Raw genomic sequence first — 18,120 nt, 5'->3', positions numbered from 1 at the left:
GTAATCTATGTTAATTCCTGTAATTATGGCTGGCGGCACTGGCAGTCGTTTATGGCCGCTTTCTCGAGAGCTTTACCCTAAACAGTTTTTAACTGTGACTGGTGAATTATCTATGTTGCAGCAAACTGTTGCACGTCTTTCTGGTATTGAACATCAAGCACCACTATTAATTTGTAATGAAGAGCACCGCTTTATTGCTGCAGAGCAATTGCGTTTAGGTGGTTTTGAGCATAGTGGTATTATATTAGAGCCTGTTGGCCGTAATACAGCACCTGCTATTGCTTTGGCTGCATTACAAGCATTAAAGACTGCGAAACAAGACGAAGATCCTGTTTTATTAGTACTCGCAGCAGACCATTTAATTGAAGATACTGCAGCATTTCAGTCATCAGTTGAAAAAGCATTACCTTTTGCTCTAGACGGTAAATTAGTTACATTCGGTATCGTACCTACTTCACCAGAAACCGGCTATGGTTATATCAATGCGGGTGAAGCTAAAGGTGCCGCATTTAGTGTAAATCAGTTTGTAGAAAAACCAGATTTAGGAACTGCACAACGTTATCTTGATAGTGGTGATTATTACTGGAACAGTGGTATGTTCTTGTTTAAAGCCTCACGTTATATTGAAGAATTAAAAATTCATCATCCAGAAATTATTGCCGCGTGTGTAAATGCAATGTCTGAAACTAATTCAGATATGGGTTTTATTCGTGTTGATAAAGCTGCATTTGAATTATGTCCTGACGATTCGATTGATTATGCAGTAATGGAGAAAAGTGCTGATGTAATGGTTGTACCAATGGATGCCGGTTGGAGTGATGTTGGTTCATGGTCTGCATTATGGGATGTTTCTGTAAAAGATGAAAATAACAATGTCACCAAAGGTGATGTAATTAGTATTGATTCTTCAAATGGTTACTTTTACTCTGAGAATAAGCTTATAGCAACTGTGGGTATTGATAATATTGTTGTTGTTGAAACAAAAGATGCGATTTTAGTTGCCAATAAAGACCGAGTTCAAGATGTAAAGAAAATTGTTAATCACCTCAAACAAGCTGGACGAACAGAGCATAAGATACACCGAGAAGTATACCGTCCTTGGGGGAAGTATGACTCACTTGATTTTGGTGACCGCGATCAAGTTAAACGTATTACAGTAAAACCGGGTGCGAAATTATCAATTCAAATGCATCACCACCGCGCAGAACACTGGATCGTGGTATCGGGTACTGCAAAAGTAACGAATGGTGATAAAACATTCTTAGTAACAGAAAATGAATCGACATATATCCCTCTGGGTCAAATTCACGCATTAGAAAATCCTGGCGTATTACCTCTTGAACTGATTGAAGTGCAAACAGGTTCTTACCTTGGTGAAGATGATATTGTGCGTTTCGATGACAAATACGGGAGAGTATAATGTTAATTAGTTCTAACGAAATAATAAAATCAGGCATTCAATTTGGTACTAGTGGTGCGCGTGGGTTAGTTACTCAATTTACAGATAATGCTTGCGCTGCATTTACTCATGCTTTTATTAGCTGTATAAAAAAGCAATTTACATTTAAGCAAGTAGCAATCGCGATTGATAATCGTCCTAGCAGTCCTGCGATGGCACAAGCATGCATTAAAGCATTAGAGCAACTTGGTATTGAAGCTATCTATTATGGCGTTGTACCAACACCCGCTTTAGCTTATATTTCAATGCAAGATAACATACCGTGTATCATGGTCACTGGTAGTCATATTCCTTTTGATCGTAATGGCCTTAAATTTTATCGTCCCGACGGTGAGATCAGTAAAGCTGATGAACAAGGTATTTTAAATGCAACTGCTGAATTTGAAGCTATTTCTGACCTTCCTGAATTAGTAACAAATACTAAAGCTGCTGTAGCCTATGTTGAGCGATATACCTCTTTATTTGATAGCACATTACTTGCTGGTAAACGTGTTGGTATTTACGAGCATTCTAGTGCTGGTCGTGATCTGTATGCAGATATGTTTATTGCGCTTGGTGCAGATGTGATTGCGCTAGAGCGTAGCGATGTGTTTGTCCCTATCGATACTGAAGCAGTATCGGAAGCAGATAAACTAAAAGCGAAAAATTGGTCTGCACAATATGATCTTGATTTTATTTTCTCTACCGATGGTGATGGTGATCGCCCGTTAGTTGCAGATGAAAATGGTGATTGGCTACGTGGCGATGTATTGGGTTTATTGTGTGCGAATGCAATGAAGATTGAGGCATTAGCCGTACCAGTGAGTTGTAATACTGCGATTGAAAGCTGTGAGTTATTTAGCCATGTTACGCGTACTAAAATCGGTTCACCGTATGTCATCGCTGAATTTGAACAATTAGCTAAAGATTACGATTCAGTCGCGGGTTTTGAGGCTAATGGTGGTTTCTTATTAGGTTCTGATGTTGTTGTTAATAATAAAATCGTTAAAGCATTACCAACGCGTGATGCGGTATTACCTGCGTTAATGTTGTTAGCCGCAGCAAGTGAAAATAATATTTCAGCGTTAGTTAACACATTGCCGCAGCGTATGACTCACAGTGATCGTATTCAAAATTTTGCAACCGAAAAAAGTTTAGCCATTTTAAAAGTAGCTAAAGAACAACCTGAGTATTTCTTAACTCAATTAGGTTTCTCTGAGTTTGTTGTCGCTGGAATCGATACGACTGATGGTTTGCGTATGACATTAATGAATGGTGATATTATTCATTTCCGTCCGTCGGGTAATGCACCTGAACTACGTTGCTACGCGGAATCAAATTCAATAGAACAAGCTCAGGATTTAGTGAATCAAGCATTGCAGCAGATTCAATTCATTAAATCGTAAATTGATTCATACATAATAGTCAGTTTTATTGGGGGATTATTAAATAGCATCTTAATTTCAATTTGTTATATTCCATGAAAATTATTTTGAGACAGTGATGAGACAGAAAATTTTCTGTTTTATTCCTGTTTTTTGAGATATTAGATCCGCTAAGATAAAACTAAAAAATAAGATCCCTACGGTTAACATAAACAATATTAGGCCAATTCCATTATGAAAAATGCCTCTTTCCTGCAGCCTGTTACGGTACGCGCTTTCTGCCTGCAACTAAATCAATGTCAATATAAACAAGCCACTGATTGAATCCCCCAGTGTCAGAATAGTTGCAATGTTAACTTAAATAAGAGTGCAGCGAGCGTGGTACTACCATTTGCATTAGGGTACGTTGTCCAGATATACCCATTAATTTCTGATATACTCTCTCGAATTAATTTGAGTATAGTTATTTATTTTTAAATGGATGAAAGTCCAAATCCATATCAATATTCTGATCGACACCATACTACGTATTCCTACCATTATTCAAACTAATCAAGGTTATAAAAAGCATGTTCATTGAACTCGGTTTTGTTTTCTTTTTCTCTTTAACTACGTTATTCACCATGCGTAAAATAGCCAAAGAAATTGGTTTAGTTGATAAACCAAATGAACGTAAACACCATGATGGTGCTATCCCCTTGGTTGGTGGTATTACTATCTGTATTTCGTTCATGTATTTCTTATTCAATAATCCAGATCTGCTGCCGAACTACCGCCTGTACATGCTGTCTATTTTTATCCTTACCTTGGTTGGGGCATTGGATGATAAATACGATCTGAGTTTTAAAACTCGCTTTGTTGTACAGGCCGGATTATCAGTTGTTATGATGTTTGTTGCCGATATCCAGTTGCATACCTTGGGTAATATGCTTGGCTTTGGTGATATTAACCTAGGGGTAGTGGGTTATCTTGTGACTGTGATCGCGGTTGTCGGGGCGATTAATGCCTTTAATATGGTCGATGGTATTGACGGTCTACTGGGGGGGTTATCTATAGTAACCCTGGGTGGCTTAGGTTTTGTGCTTAGCATTGACAAACAAAGTAACTTGGCTTACTTATGTCTTGTTCTTATTGTCATCATCCTGCCTTATGTACTGTTCAACTTAGGTTTATTAGGCCGTGAGCGTAAAGTATTTATGGGGGACGCGGGCAGTATGTTGATTGGCTTTACGGTGATCTGGTTCCTATTACTATCATCACAAAAAGGCGACGCGCTATTACGTCCGGTAACGGCACTGTGGTTAATAGCGGTACCGTTAATGGATATGGCCGCTATTATGATCCGCCGTATACGCCGTGGCGACTCTCCGTTTAAACCCGATCGTGAACATTTGCATCATATCTTCCAGCGTCTAGGATTAAACAACACGCAAAACTTATGTGCTATCTGCTCTATCGCAATCGCCTACGCTGCGTTTGGTATTTATGCTGAAATCGTCGGCATTCCAGAATATATCATGCTGGCGCTGTTCTTAGTGTGTTTCTTTATTTATCAATTATTGCTATCGAAAGTATGGGTGATTACCGCAAAGCTTCGTGCTTGGCGTGCTAGCTAGAATGAACAACGGGTTATTATTACTTTTAGACACATACATTTATACAATACAAATAACAGGAATAGTTTCATGACAATATTAGTCACAGGCGGCGCGGGTTATATCGGCAGTCATACCGTATTGGAGTTATTAAACAGTAATCAAGACGTGGTTGTGATTGATAACTTGTGTAATTCAAGTGAAGAATCATTAAAGCGCGTGAAAGCAATCACAGGTAAATCAGTAAGCTTTTATTGTGGTGATGTACTGGATAGTGAATTATTAAACCGTATTTTTACTGAGCATGATATTAACGCGGTGATCCACTTTGCTGGTCTAAAAGCGGTAGGGGAGTCGAATCAGATCCCATTAACCTATTACCGTAATAATATTGCGACGACAATTAACATCTTAGAAGTGATGGACGCGCACAATGTGAAGAACTTTGTGTTTAGTTCGTCGGCAACTGTGTATGGCGATCCGGCTTCTGTGCCAATTGATGAAAGCTTCCCAACGTCGGCAACCAATCCTTATGGCCGTTCTAAGTTAATGGTCGAAGAGATCCTTGCCGATCTGTATAAGTCTGATAGCAGCTGGAACATTGCCCGTTTACGTTATTTCAATCCAGTGGGTTCACACGAGAGTGGCTTGATTGGTGAAGATCCAAATGACATCCCTAACAACCTCATGCCATATATCTCACAAGTAGCCGTGGGTAAACTAAAGCAATTAAGCGTGTTTGGTGATGATTATGCCACGGTTGATGGTACTGGTGTACGTGATTATATCCATGTAGTTGATCTAGCTTTAGGGCATTTAAAAGCGCTAGATAAGCTAATGACCAATCCAGGTTTGGTGACGTATAACTTAGGCACAGGTCAGGGTTACAGCGTATTAGAGATGGTTAAAGCCTTTGAGCAAGCATCGGGTAAAACGGTGGCTTATCAAATATCGCCACGTCGTGAAGGCGATATTGCGCAGTGTTATGCTGCCACCGAACTTGCCGAACGCGAATTAGGCTGGAAAGCAGAGCGTAGTATTAGTGATATGACCGCTGATACATGGCGCTGGCAATCAAATAACCCTGATGGTTATTAAAGCGTAAGTCGTTAAGCTTGGCGATATAAATCGCTCAGCTTGGCTTTTAGTTAAAGTCATACCTAAATCAGCATCACGACCTATTACCTTCTTGGATTAAGTATTTTAAACTAAACGTTATATTTATCGTTTAACTTGCTTTCCAAGGACGGAAACAATGCGTATTTTACATCACGGTGCGGTCAATGGCGTGACCGGATCTTGCCATCAGCTGTATATGAATGACTACAATTCAGTACTGATTGATTGTGGCTTATTTCAAGGTTCAGAAGCCGCGGGTAAGAATAATAAAAACCAACTCTCTATCGACTTTAATATCCGCACCATTAAAGCGCTCATCGTCACCCACTGCCATATTGACCATGTCGGTCGCATACCGTATTTATTAGCCGCAGGATTCACAGGTCCGATATACGCGACCGAAGCCACTGCTGCACTGCTTCCCCTTGTTATTGAAGATGCCCTTAAAGTTGGTGTCACCCGCGATAAAAAACTCATCCAAGCTTGCCTCTCCCTATTACAAAACCAACTCATCTCCGTACCCTATCAAAAATGGCAAACGATTGAGGTACTGAAAATCCCTAAAGAGGATATAAAACCGGATGAAGTCTGCTATCAACGCCAGAAAATCCGGTTTTGTCCTGCAGGACATATCCTTGGTTCCGCCTATGTCGAAATTGAACTATCCACCGATAAACCCATTCGCCGTCACCGTGTCGTTTTTTCAGGCGATTTGGGTGCTTCGTACAGCCCGCTATTATCCTCACCCCGATCGCCATATCGCGCCGATACGTTAATCATCGAAAGTACTTATGGTGATAAACGACACGAACATCGCAATCAACGTAGCCAAAAGTTACAAGCGGTGATTGAACACGCGGTGAGTGATAATGGGGTGGTACTGATCCCAGCATTCAGTATTGGTCGTACTCAGGAATTACTCTACGAAATCGAACAGTTTATTCATACAGCACCAGACAATAGCTTATGGAAGCATATCGAAATCATCGTCGATTCGCCAATGGCCGCCAATTTCACCAGTAAATACCGCGACTTCAAAGCGCTGTGGGACAAAGAAGCGTTAGGCAAACTCAAACAGGGTCGCCATCCGCTGGATTTTGACCAGCTGTATACTATCGACAGCCACCAAGATCACCTGACCGTTGTTAAGTACCTGTCCCAACGTGATAAGCCGGCTATTGTCATTGCTGCCAGTGGCATGTGCAGTGGTGGTCGTATCGTCAATTACCTGACGCAATTTTTACCGGACGCCAAAGCGGATGTTATCTTTGTCGGTTATCAAGCCCAAGGTACCCCCGGTCGAGAAATCCAACGCTATGGCCCTAAGGGGGGTTATGTGGATCTTAACGGTAAACGCATCACCATTAATGCCGGTATTCATACCATCAGTGGTTATTCAGCCCATGCTGATCAGCTAGATTTAATCAATTTTGTTAAACACATCAAACATAAACCACGCGAGATACGCATTGTCCATGGTGATGAAGGCGCAAAGGCGGTGTTTGCTGAAAAACTCGGGAAATTAGTGCCAGATGCGCGGATATTACGGCCCGATGCATGAGTGATAGATGCGAATATGAGACGTTAATGAGGTATCGCTCCTATCGATGAATAAGGTTCTTTGCTGAAATTAACAGATACGGTAATATTTTGATATACTGCTGGCATCACTGAATGATGATGTAATCAGCTCAGTCACCCTACTATATTGTTACCTTAAGGAATCAATTGATAATGGCATCGATCTTATCTCTTATCGGTCGTGAGAACGCACTTTTCACAACCGATATTCAGCAACACGAAATACAACTGCAACAAGCTGTCTCTGGATCTCGTTTCTTAGTTTTAGGCGGTGCAGGATCTATTGGTCAAGCGGTGACAAAAGAGATCTTCAAACGTCAGCCAAAAAAACTCCATGTTGTGGATATTAGCGAAAATAATATGGTTGAACTGGTGCGAGATATTCGTAGTTCGATTGGTTATATCGATGGTGATTTCCAAACGTTTGCATTAGATATTGGCTCATTAGAATATGACGCGTTTATTAAAGCCGATGGTCAATATGATTACGTCTTAAACTTATCAGCATTGAAACATGTACGCAGTGAAAAAGACCCGTATACCTTAATGCGCATGATTGATGTGAATGTATTTAATACTGAAAAAACCATGCAACAAGCCGCCGCTGCTGGTGTTAAAAAGTATTTCTGCGTATCGACAGATAAAGCCGCTAATCCGGTGAATATGATGGGTGCTTCTAAGCGTATTATGGAAATGTTCTTAATGCGCCGCAGTGCCGATATTACTATTTCAACAGCCCGCTTTGCGAATGTCGCGTTTTCTGATGGTTCGTTATTACACGGATTCAATCAGCGCATTCAAAAGCGTCAGCCTATCGTTGCTCCACAAGATATTAAACGTTATTTTGTAACACCAAAAGAGTCGGGCGAGTTATGTTTAATGTCATGTATCTTTGGTGAAAACCGCGATATCTTTTTCCCTAAATTAAGTGAATCATTACACTTGATCTCGTTTGCCGATATCGCCGTCAAATATCTACAGCAATTAGGTTATGAACCGCATTTATGTAAAGACGAAGATGAAGCACGTGCATTGGTTGATACGCTGCCAGAGCAAGGTAAATGGCCGTGTCTATTTACTGACAGTGATACCACGGGTGAAAAAGACTTTGAAGAGTTTTTTACTGACAATGAAACATTAGATATGCAACGTTTTAATCATCTGGGAGTCATTAAAAATGATGCATTATTTGATGCTGAATTAGTCACCTTATTTGAAAATACCATCGCTGAAATGAAAACGGATTGTGCTTGGACGAAAGAACAAATCGTTGAATTGTTCTTTACTATGATCCCAGATTTTGGCCATAAAGAAACTGGTAAATACTTAGACGGAAAAATGTAGGAATAGACAAATGCATAACAAATTAATTAAGTTTGTCCGCGATACTTATGCCACAGATGACTTTATACCATTACATGTGCCGACATTTAATGGTAATGAAAAAGCCTATGTGAATCACACTATCGACAGTACGTTTGTATCGAGTGTGGGTCAGTATGTGAATGACTTTGAACAACATATCGAACGCTATACCGGTGCTGGTAAAGCCGTCGCAACTGTTAATGGCACAGCTGCTTTGCATACGGCGTTGTATATGGCTGGCGTACAAGCTGGTGATCTTGTTATTACGCAAGCGCTGACGTTCGTTGCGACCTGTAATGCGTTATTTCATATGGGCGCACAACCTATTTTTGTTGATGTCTCAAAAGTCAGCCTGGGTTTATGCCCGCAAGCGATGGCTAAATATTTACAACAGTTTGCTAAGTTGAATGCCCAAGGCGAATGTATACACAAAACGACTGGTCAGCGTATTCGTGCGGTGATCCCGATGCATACCTTTGGTCACCCCGTCGAAATGGATGAACTCATTGCAGAATGTTTGCGTTGGAATCTGGTCTTGGTCGAAGATGCCGCTGAAAGCCTTGGCTCATTTTACAAAGGTAAACACACTGGTAGCTTAGGTGAATTTGCTGCGATTAGCTTCAACGGTAATAAAGTCATTACCACCGGTGGCGGCGGTATGGTGTTGTGTCGTGATCCCGATGTTGGCTTACACACTAAACATGTGACAACGACAGCGAAAGTGCCGCACCCGTATGAGTTCTATCATGATGAGGCTGGATTTAATTACCGTATGCCAAATCTGAATGCGGCATTAGGCTGTGCGCAGATGGAAGTATTACCGACCTTTCTCGCACAAAAACGTGGGTTAGCAGCGCGTTACGCGGAATTCTTTGCCGATAGTGATTTTCACTTTGTGCAAGAGCCTGAATACGCGAAATCAAATTATTGGTTAAATGCCATTATCTGTCCGGACGTTGCTAGCCGTAACTTAATGTTAGAAAAAACCAACGCAAGCGGTGTGATGACTCGACCTATTTGGCAGTTAATGCATCGCTTACCTATGTTCAAAGATGCCTTACGCGGAGATTTGAGTGTCTCTGAATGGGTAGAAGCACACCTGATTAATTTACCGAGTAGCCCAGTTGGAGTAAGTGTTTAATATGAAAAAAAATGTTGCTGTATTTACCGGTACAAGAGCTGAGTATGGTTTGCTGTATTGGCTTTTGAAAGACATCCAGGCAGATCCTGAGTTCGTATTACAGTTACTTGTATCTGGTATGCACTTATCACCAGAGTTTGGGCACACTTATCAGCAGATCGAGCAAGATGGTTTTGTTATTGATGAAAAAATTGAAATATTATTATCATCAGATAGTGCTGTGGGAGTCGCTAAGAGTATGGGGCTAGGTGTGCTGGGGTTTGCTGATGCCCTTAGTCGTTTACAACCCGATGTATTGGTTATTCTCGGAGATCGCTTTGAAGCGCTCGCTGCGGCTCAGACTGCGATGATCTTGCGTATTCCTGTCGTTCATTTACATGGCGGTGAATTAACTGAAGGTGCTTATGATGATGCAATTAGGCATGCTATTACTAAATTAAGTTATTTGCATTGCACTTCTACTGAAGAATATCGCCAGCGAGTAATACAGCTAGGTGAGGAACCTGAAAGAGTAAAGAACGTAGGTGCTATTGGTTTAGACCATCTCCAGCGAGCTAATTTCATGAGTGTTCCTGAGTTATCAGAGTCATTAAATTTCACATTAAATAAACCTTTTTTTGTTGTTACTTATCATCCTGTTACTTTGGGCGATGAAGCGCCAAAAGCTAGCTTCGAATCATTATTAAGGGCTTTGGATGAATACCCTGATTATCAAATAATTATTACTTATCCAAATGCGGATGATGGTGGACGGCGCCTAATCCCAATACTTGAAGAATACGCACGTAAAAATCCAATTCGAGTATTGGCTATTCCTTCATTAGGCCAAGTTCGCTACCTAAGTTCAGTCATGCATGCGGCGGCTGTCATTGGTAACTCTTCGAGTGGTATAATTGAAGTTCCAGCGTTTGATGTGCCAACGGTGAACATAGGTTCGAGACAAAAAGGTCGCTTGGCTGCAAAAAGCGTATTAAACGTAGAATCTAATCAGCAATCGATCTCTGATGCAATACTGGTTGCCGTTAATCGAACCTATAAACAAGTTGATGAAAAAATATTCAATCCATATGGACAGGGTGATTCGAGCAGTAAAGTAATGGAGATGATTAAATCATTGACGTTTAACCCAAGAAAAGCCTTTTACGATATAAATTTTGATGATATTGAGTGAGAAGATAATGACTTTAATTATTGCTGAAGCAGGTGTTAACCATAATGGTGATGAACAATTAGCTTTTAAACTTGTTGATGCTGCCCACCAAGCTGGCGCAGACATTGTTAAATTTCAAACTTTTAAAGCTAAAAATTTGGTAACTGCTGATGCTAAACAAGCTGATTATCAAGTAACAAATACACAAAAAAAAGAATCACAACTAGCGATGTTAAGCAGACTAGAACTTTCTTATGATGCCCATCATCAACTTGTTAAGCATTGTGAATTATTGGGCATTGAATTCTTATCAACGGCTTTTGATTTCGAGAGCTTGGATTTTTTAGTTAATGATTTAGGATTAACGCGTTTAAAAATCCCTTCAGGTGAAATCACTAATGCACCATTAGTATTGGAACATGCTCGCACTGGCTGTGATTTAATTGTTTCGACTGGAATGGCGACACTCTCAGACGTTGAAGCGGTATTAGGTGTTATTGCATTTGGTTATATTGCGGATAAGAATGCAGCGCCAAGTGAATTCGCATTCCAACAAGCGTATGCATCAGAGCTTGGTCAAAAAACACTAAAACAAAAAGTCACGATATTGCATTGCACAACGGAATATCCGGCCCCAATGGCTGAAATAAATCTGAAAGCAATGGAGACCCTTGGCCATGCATTTAAATTACCAGCGGGCTATTCTGATCATAGTGAGGGGATCATAATTCCAATAGCAGCCGTAGCGCGTGGTGCAGTGTTAATTGAAAAGCACTTCACGTTAGACAAAAACATGGACGGACCGGATCATAAAGCGTCTTTAGAACCTCAAGAGCTCGCTGCTATGGTGGAGGCAATCCGTCAGGTGGAAGTTGCTTTAGGGGGGGGAGTGAAAAGCCCTACAGTATCAGAAATTAAGAATAAAGCTGTGGCTCGTAAGAGTTTAGTTGCGTCTAGAGTAATTAAAGAAGGTGACCTTATCACCGAAGATAATCTAACGATTAAACGTCCAGGTTCAGGCATGTCACCATATCATTACTGGACGCTACTGAATACATTTGCGAGTAAAAGCTACCAAGTAGGGGATTTGATTGTTGAGTAACCAAGAGTTACTGCCTCTTGTTGTTATTGGTGGTGGAGGGCATGCTGGCGTATTAGTTGATATATTACGCTTACAACAACGTGAGATATTGGCTATTGTTAGCCCTGAAGACATTAGCCAGCGCGGTGTTTTTTATGATATTTCGCATCTTAAAAATGATGATGATGTATTAATGTTTTCAACAGAACGAGTAAGACTTGTTAATGGGATTGGAATGTTACCCAGATCGGGTTTAAAGCGTAAGTTAAATGACTATTTCTTATCTCTTGGATATCAATTTGAAACGATAGTCTCTGATGTTGCTCAAGTCTCTCCATTTGCAGTCCTAGAGCAAGGGGTTCAGGTTTTTCCGGGGGCTATTATCCAGGCCGGGACTGTGATTGAAGCACATAGCATTATCAATAGTGGCGTCATTGTTGAGCATGATTGTCGGGTTGGCCAATATAACCATATTGCCCCTAGAGCGACTTTATGCGGGCAGGTGACGACACTAAATGATGTGTATATCGGCGCTAGTGCCACGATTATTCAAAATATTATGCTTGAGCAACATTCAATTGTAGCCGCTGGTGCTATAGTGACCCAAAATATATCTTCGGGACAAATCTGTTATCCAAGCAGAGCTGTAATCAAAAATGCTATATAGTTTAAAATATAATAAGGTTAATCATGAGTGATTCTTGGAAGAACGTATTTATTAAATCAACCAGTACAGTATGGGATGCATTAGAAATTATTAATCAAGAAGCACTCCGAGTTGCGCTAGTCGTTGATGATAAGGAATGTTTGCAAGGTATTGTTACTGATGGTGATATTCGTCGTGGTTTGTTGAGTAATCTTGCATTGACGGCTGATATAACTGAAGTCATGAATACCAATCCAATAACCGCAGATGTTAATACGCCACGTGAAGATTTAATTGAACTAATGGAAAGAACAGAAATTTTGTCTATCCCGTTACTCGATAATGGTAAGGTGGTTGGGCTTGAAACATTACATCATTTGTTTGAAAAAATAATTCACCAAAACCCGGTGTTTTTGATGGCTGGAGGATTTGGTACTCGCTTACGTCCTTTAACGGATACTTGTCCCAAACCTATGCTTAAAATTGGTAATAAACCAATTTTAGAAACCGTTATTCGTAGCTTTATTAAAGCGGGTTTTGTGAATTTTTATATATCTACTCACTATATGGCAGAGCAAATTCAGCAACACTTTGGAGATGGGTCTGAGTTAGGTGTGAAGATTAACTATGTTCATGAGAACTCTCCGTTAGGCACCGGTGGGGCTCTAGGTTTACTGCCTGCTGATTTACCAAAAGATTTACCACTAATTATGATGAATGGTGATGTTCTTACTAAAGTTGATTTTGAACGCCTATTAGATTTTCATATAGAAAACAAAGCAGATGCGACAATGTGTGTTCGTGAATACGACTATCAAATCCCTTATGGCGTAATTAATGGCAAAGGAAATAAAATAACCAGTATGGTTGAGAAGCCAATTCAACGTTTTTTTGTTAATGCTGGTATTTATGTCGTATCCCCTCGAGTGATTCAATCAGTCCCTGTAAATCATCATATTGATATGCCGACATTGCTTGAGCAGCACATGAATGAGCGTGATAACCTTTTGATGTTTCCTATTCATGAATATTGGTTGGACATTGGCCGTATGGATGATTTTAATCGTGCACAAGCAGACATACATATGCTAGGGCTCGATTAATTATGAATAAAGTTGCTGTCATTGGTTTAGGTAATATTGCTACGCGTCATCGTCGTAATATAAAGTTTTTATTTCCAAACGTTGAATTACTGGTTATGTCTGCGAGTGGACGTACACTTAATGAAAAGATCAGCGATAGTGATGGTGTTGTTACTAGCATTGAAGCACTCATTGACGCGGAAGTGGAATTAGTGATTGTTGCATCTCCTGCGCCTTTTCATGCGCAGCATTCGATCCCTTTCATTGAAGCTGGTATTCCAACTTTGATCGAAAAACCAGTCACAACGACGAACGAAGATGCAAATGCCATTCAAAGAGCAATCGAGTTGTATGGTACTCCTGTTGCCATCGGCTATTGTTTACGATATTTACCTTCTGCTCAAAGACTGAAAATACTACTAGATGAAGGTAAAATTGGTACTTTATATAATGTGCATATTGAGATCGGTCAATATCTTCCTGATTGGCGTCCAAGTAAAGATTACAGAGACAGCGTCTCTGCAAATGAAAATCTTGGTGGTGGAGCCTTATTTGAGCTTAGTCATGAGTTAGATTACGCCCAATGGTTATTAGGGCCTTTAGACCTACAATATGCAATTTTACGTTCATCAGATGAATTGGATCTTGATGTCGAAGACATCGCCGATATATTCACTCTCACAGAATCGGGTGCAGTGGCTGCCATACATTTGGATTTTTTACAGCGTCAAGCTCACCGAAAATGCAGTTTCATTGGCAAGGAAGGGCGTATAGATTGGGATTTAATTCAGAACCAACTGACGCTTACAACAGCAACAAATACGTCAGTTCTTTATAGCGAACCTCTGTGGGATAAGAACCAAATGTACCTAGCGATGCTCACAGACTTTATTCAAATGATTAAAGGTCAGTCTCATCGTTGTACTAACGTTATAGAAGCGACACTAACCGTAGCTTTAATTGATAAAATTAAACAACAAGCTTGCAAGAATAGAGAAATATAATGAAGAACTTTGCATTCATTTTTGCCCGTGGAGGCTCAAAAGGGCTACCGGGTAAAAACATAAAGCCTTTAGCGGGGAAACCGTTATTACAATATTCGATTGATACTGCGATCGCATCACCGTCTATTGAATACGTATTTGTATCAACGGATGATGACGATATTGCTAGAGTTGCGATCGAATCTGGTGCCGTCTTGATCGAAAGACCTGCTGAGCTTGCTACAGATTTAAGTCCTGAATGGCTTTCTTGGCGTCATGCGATTGAATGGGCTGAATCGAATTACGGTCAATTTGATGGTTTTGTTAGCTTACCCGCCACAAGCCCACTTCGAGGTATTATTGATGTTGAAGCTGCAATTAAACAACGAAAGGACGCAAATGCTGATATCTGTATATCGGTAACACCTGCTAGTCGCAGTCCATATTTTAATATGGTTAAGCACACATCAGATGATTTGATTGAATTGGTGATTAAACCTGAATCAGAGGTTACTCGCCGTCAAGATGCTCCAGAAGTTTTCGATATAACCACCGTCGTTTATGCCTCAACACCACAGTTTATACTCAATAATTACGGCCTGTTCTCAGGAAAAGTGACAAGTATTGAAGTACCTAAAGCACGAGCTGTGGACATTGATGATATTTATGATTTTAGAATGGCTGAAGCAATTTTACAGGGGGAGGAATAATGGATAGATTATTAGAAAAAAAAACGATCCTCATTGCTGGTGCTGGTGGTTTATTGGGTACTCGTTTAGTGCCTGCAATTCTTGCTCAGGGCGGTTATGTTATTGCTGCAGACATTAATGTAGAAGCAATGGAAGAACGATTAAGTTCCTTAGGTGTAAATACCAATGATGAACATTTAATCTTAACGACACTTGATGTGACGAGTAAAGAGAGTGTTAATGCATTATTTTCGATGTGCTCGAATATTGATGGTGCTGTAAATTCTACCTACCCAAGAAATAAAAGTTACGGAGCTCATTTTTTTGATGTTTCATTAGACAGCTTCAACGAAAATTTATCTCTTCACTTAGGGAGTGCGTTTTTATTTACTCAACAATGCGCTGCATATTTTCAAGATAAGTTACAGCCATTCTCGTTAGTGAATATCTCATCTATTTATGGTGTTATAGCTCCCAAATTTGATGTTTATGACAATACTCCAATGACGATGCCTGTTGAGTATGCGGCAATTAAATCTGCAATTTTGCATTTAAACAAGTATGCAGTGGCTTATGTGAATGACAGTCGATTTCGTATTAACTGTGTGAGCCCTGGAGGGATTTTTGATGGTCAACCGGATGTGTTTTTAGACGCATATAAAAATAATACTCACGGCGCCGGGATGTTGGACGTTGAAGATGTGGTAGGTTCAGTTTTATTCTTATTGTCCGAACAGTCGCGTTACGTGACAGGGCAGAACATAATTGTAGACGATGGATTTAGCTTGTAATTGATAAGTTCTTAATGGTAAGGATATTATTTTTTGATGTCGTGAGATTTAGCGTTTAATGTATATCTTTGTCAAAATAGACATACTTTTAGTGGTTTAAACCTGTATTATATGGGCATTAATAAATAGGTTGTAATTTATAATATACCTCAATAAAAAATAAATCGATTTTTTACTTGAGGTATATTAGGTTGATGTAATTAATAGGTCAATGGTTTTTATGTCTAATAGAGTGTTTATTAGCAGTTGTAATGTTCTATGGACTGTTATTTATGTGTTTGTTGTTTACATTAAAAATTAAACAGATGTTTACTGTTCCAATCGGAAATTGGTTAAAAGACAAATTGAAGGATATGGTTTCAGACCTTCTATTTAGTGAAGGCTCAACACAACGCGGTTTATTCAATAATGAATATGTAAAAGATTTATATAAATCTCATTGTCGTAATAAGTAAAATAATACCAGTGATATACGCGCTCTTATGGCCGTTGAATTATAGTTTAGAGCGTTTATTGATATCTAAATTGAAAAGTAGACAGCATATAAAATAGTATTTTGTTTTTTATTAAGGTAAGTATGTTTTTTGAAAACACAAGATAATAACTTAATATAAAACCGAATTACTTACCATAAAACAGCCCAAATTTAAATGGAAGGGCTGTTTTAGTGATCATAGAATATAATAATTTTAAATTGAGAGTAAGTATGAAATATAATGAGAAGAACAAAATTCTTCATATTGTTCACTGTATTGATACAGAAGGCCCTTTAACAGAAGATTTGATCGATACATTTCAGCGTGTGAATGATGTTTATGGTAAGGCTGTAAGTGATATTGAAGCAACCAAAGAAAATTTAAAAAAACTACAAGATAAAGAATTTGATTTAGGTGGTTATGAGAGCAGTGTTAGTAAGATGCTAGCTCCTAAGTTATTAGAATATAATAATAACTGGGAGCAAATTAATAATATGCTTGATGATGCTCTATCGACGTCATTCAGAAAATCTACAGTAGATGATTTTGGTAATGGTTGGACATATAGTTGGCACTGTATGGACCATATTGGGTATACCGATAACCCAAGACGGAAAGATATTGGATTTGGTAATATTTTTCGTTTTTATAAGCAGAAGCTTAAAGAGCTTGGTAATCATAATGATGAAATCAATTGGCATTATCACCCGTTATCCTTCAGTCGAAATCCACTTCAGTGTGCAACAAATTATGTAAATTCGTTTGACGTATTACTCGAGATTTTGTGCAGACGTATTATAGATGAAAACTGGTTTCCGACAACAAACCGTCCAGGTTTTCATACTGAACGTCAAGATATTCATATGTTTTTAGAACAATGGATCCCATTTGATTATGCTAACCAAAATTATGATATAGACGATGGTCAACTGGATCTGGTAGCTGGGCGTTTTGGAGATTGGAGAAGAGCATCTTCATCTTGGATTGGTTATAATCCTAGTCATGATGATTACCAAGTGCCTGGAAATTGTCGTCGATCTATCTATCGATGCTTAAATGTAGGTACACGCTTTAATGAGTTAAAAAAACACCATGTAGAATCAGCATTTTCGGAAGCGAGTGAAAATGGATCTGCTATTCTTGCATTCGCGGATCATGATTATCGTGATATCAGACCAAATGTGGACTATGTAAGAAGTTTAGTTGAAGATATTAGGGGCAACTTTCCTGATGTTTGCATTAAATTTTCAGGGGCTGAGGCTGCTGCAATTGAACACAATAATATTATCTCTGATTCTGGCGATGTGTCGAGCTTGACTCTAGCAATAGAACTCGAATTGAATAAGCTAAAGGTCAGAGTCGAAAGTGGTCAATTATTTGGCCCTCAGCCTTTCTTAGCCATAAGAACACATGACGGTAAATATTATCATGATAACTTTGATGTACAAATCCCAGGGAAAGAATATACCTATACATTTGATTCAAACACTCTGCCTTTAAAAGCAATAAAATCTATTGGTGTTGCATCATCAGGTCGATTTGGTGGATATGATGTTAAAAAATTGAATATCATATAAACGTGACATAATATATTAGAT

At 39.3% G+C, this 18,120-nt stretch carries 16 protein-coding genes; all 16 read left to right on the top strand.

The features are described from left to right. The first annotated feature begins 7 nt into the window (after positions 1-7). The 16 genes from PE36_RS00155 to PE36_RS00080 all read left to right on the top strand — a co-directional run bounded on the left by PE36_RS00155 (position 8) and on the right by PE36_RS00080 (position 18,099). Positions 8-1,420: a mannose-1-phosphate guanylyltransferase/mannose-6-phosphate isomerase gene (locus tag PE36_RS00155; protein WP_006029908.1), complete on the top strand. Its 1,413-nt coding sequence runs from the start codon at positions 8-10 to the stop codon at positions 1,418-1,420. Beyond that, entirely contained in the window at positions 1,420-2,844 is a 1,425-nt protein-coding gene (locus PE36_RS00150; protein WP_006029907.1) for a phosphomannomutase, read from the top strand. The genes PE36_RS00155 and PE36_RS00150 overlap by 1 nt, the downstream gene beginning before the upstream one ends. A gap of 548 nt (positions 2,845-3,392) precedes the next feature. Then, positions 3,393-4,439, top strand: coding sequence for a UDP-N-acetylglucosamine--undecaprenyl-phosphate N-acetylglucosaminephosphotransferase (gene wecA / locus PE36_RS00145; RefSeq protein WP_006029906.1), 1,047 nt, complete (start codon positions 3,393-3,395; stop codon positions 4,437-4,439). 69 nt (positions 4,440-4,508) lie between these two features. Further along, the gene (gene galE, locus PE36_RS00140) at positions 4,509-5,516 is read left to right on the top strand and encodes a UDP-glucose 4-epimerase GalE (protein WP_006029905.1); all 1,008 of its coding nucleotides are present in this window, start codon (positions 4,509-4,511) and stop codon (positions 5,514-5,516) included. Positions 5,517-5,673: 157 nt separating this feature from the next. Beyond that, positions 5,674-7,098 carry an MBL fold metallo-hydrolase RNA specificity domain-containing protein gene (locus tag PE36_RS00135; RefSeq protein WP_006029904.1) on the top strand — a complete coding sequence of 475 codons (1,425 nt, stop codon included), beginning with the start codon at positions 5,674-5,676 and terminating at the stop codon, positions 7,096-7,098. 173 nt (positions 7,099-7,271) lie between these two features. Beyond that, a complete protein-coding gene (locus tag PE36_RS00130) occupies positions 7,272-8,462 on the top strand; it encodes a UDP-N-acetylglucosamine 4,6-dehydratase (RefSeq protein WP_006029903.1) in 1,191 nt (396 codons plus the stop codon). Positions 8,463-8,472: 10 nt separating this feature from the next. Continuing rightward, positions 8,473-9,624: a LegC family aminotransferase gene (locus tag PE36_RS00125; RefSeq protein ID WP_006029902.1), complete on the top strand. Its 1,152-nt coding sequence runs from the start codon at positions 8,473-8,475 to the stop codon at positions 9,622-9,624. A gap of 1 nt (position 9,625) precedes the next feature. After that, positions 9,626-10,795, top strand: coding sequence for a UDP-N-acetylglucosamine 2-epimerase (gene neuC, locus PE36_RS00120; protein WP_006029901.1), 1,170 nt, complete (start codon positions 9,626-9,628; stop codon positions 10,793-10,795). A 7-nt stretch (positions 10,796-10,802) separates the two neighbouring features. Next, positions 10,803-11,876: an N-acetylneuraminate synthase gene (gene neuB / locus PE36_RS00115; protein ID WP_006029900.1), complete on the top strand. Its 1,074-nt coding sequence runs from the start codon at positions 10,803-10,805 to the stop codon at positions 11,874-11,876. Then, the gene (locus PE36_RS00110; protein ID WP_006029899.1) at positions 11,869-12,522 is read left to right on the top strand and encodes an acetyltransferase; all 654 of its coding nucleotides are present in this window, start codon (positions 11,869-11,871) and stop codon (positions 12,520-12,522) included. Before neuB ends, PE36_RS00110 begins: the two co-directional genes overlap by 8 nt. A 23-nt stretch (positions 12,523-12,545) precedes the next feature. Beyond that, on the top strand, positions 12,546-13,604 hold the full coding sequence (locus PE36_RS00105) for a nucleotidyltransferase family protein (RefSeq protein WP_006029898.1): 1,059 nt from the start codon (positions 12,546-12,548) through the stop codon (positions 13,602-13,604). Between the two features lie 2 nt (positions 13,605-13,606). Beyond that, entirely contained in the window at positions 13,607-14,587 is a 981-nt protein-coding gene (locus PE36_RS00100) for a Gfo/Idh/MocA family protein (RefSeq protein ID WP_006029897.1), read from the top strand. Next, the gene (locus PE36_RS00095) at positions 14,587-15,276 is read left to right on the top strand and encodes a cytidylyltransferase domain-containing protein (RefSeq protein WP_006029896.1); all 690 of its coding nucleotides are present in this window, start codon (positions 14,587-14,589) and stop codon (positions 15,274-15,276) included. Before PE36_RS00100 ends, PE36_RS00095 begins: the two co-directional genes overlap by 1 nt. Beyond that, entirely contained in the window at positions 15,276-16,046 is a 771-nt protein-coding gene (locus PE36_RS00090; protein WP_006029895.1) for an oxidoreductase, read from the top strand. Before PE36_RS00095 ends, PE36_RS00090 begins: the two co-directional genes overlap by 1 nt. 251 nt (positions 16,047-16,297) lie before the next feature. After that, on the top strand, positions 16,298-16,501 hold the full coding sequence (locus PE36_RS24940; RefSeq protein ID WP_006029894.1) for an asparagine synthase-related protein: 204 nt from the start codon (positions 16,298-16,300) through the stop codon (positions 16,499-16,501). A gap of 251 nt (positions 16,502-16,752) precedes the next feature. Next, positions 16,753-18,099 (top strand): hypothetical protein, encoded by a 1,347-nt coding sequence (locus PE36_RS00080; RefSeq protein WP_006029893.1) that lies wholly within the window; start codon positions 16,753-16,755, stop codon positions 18,097-18,099. Positions 18,100-18,120 lie beyond the last annotated feature (21 nt).

It is taken from the genome of Moritella sp. PE36 (genome assembly GCF_000170855.1).
In the GTDB taxonomy this organism is placed as follows: domain Bacteria; phylum Pseudomonadota; class Gammaproteobacteria; order Enterobacterales; family Moritellaceae; genus Moritella.
Note: the sequence above shows the minus strand (reverse complement) of the source record. Positions and strands in the feature narration are given on the sequence as shown.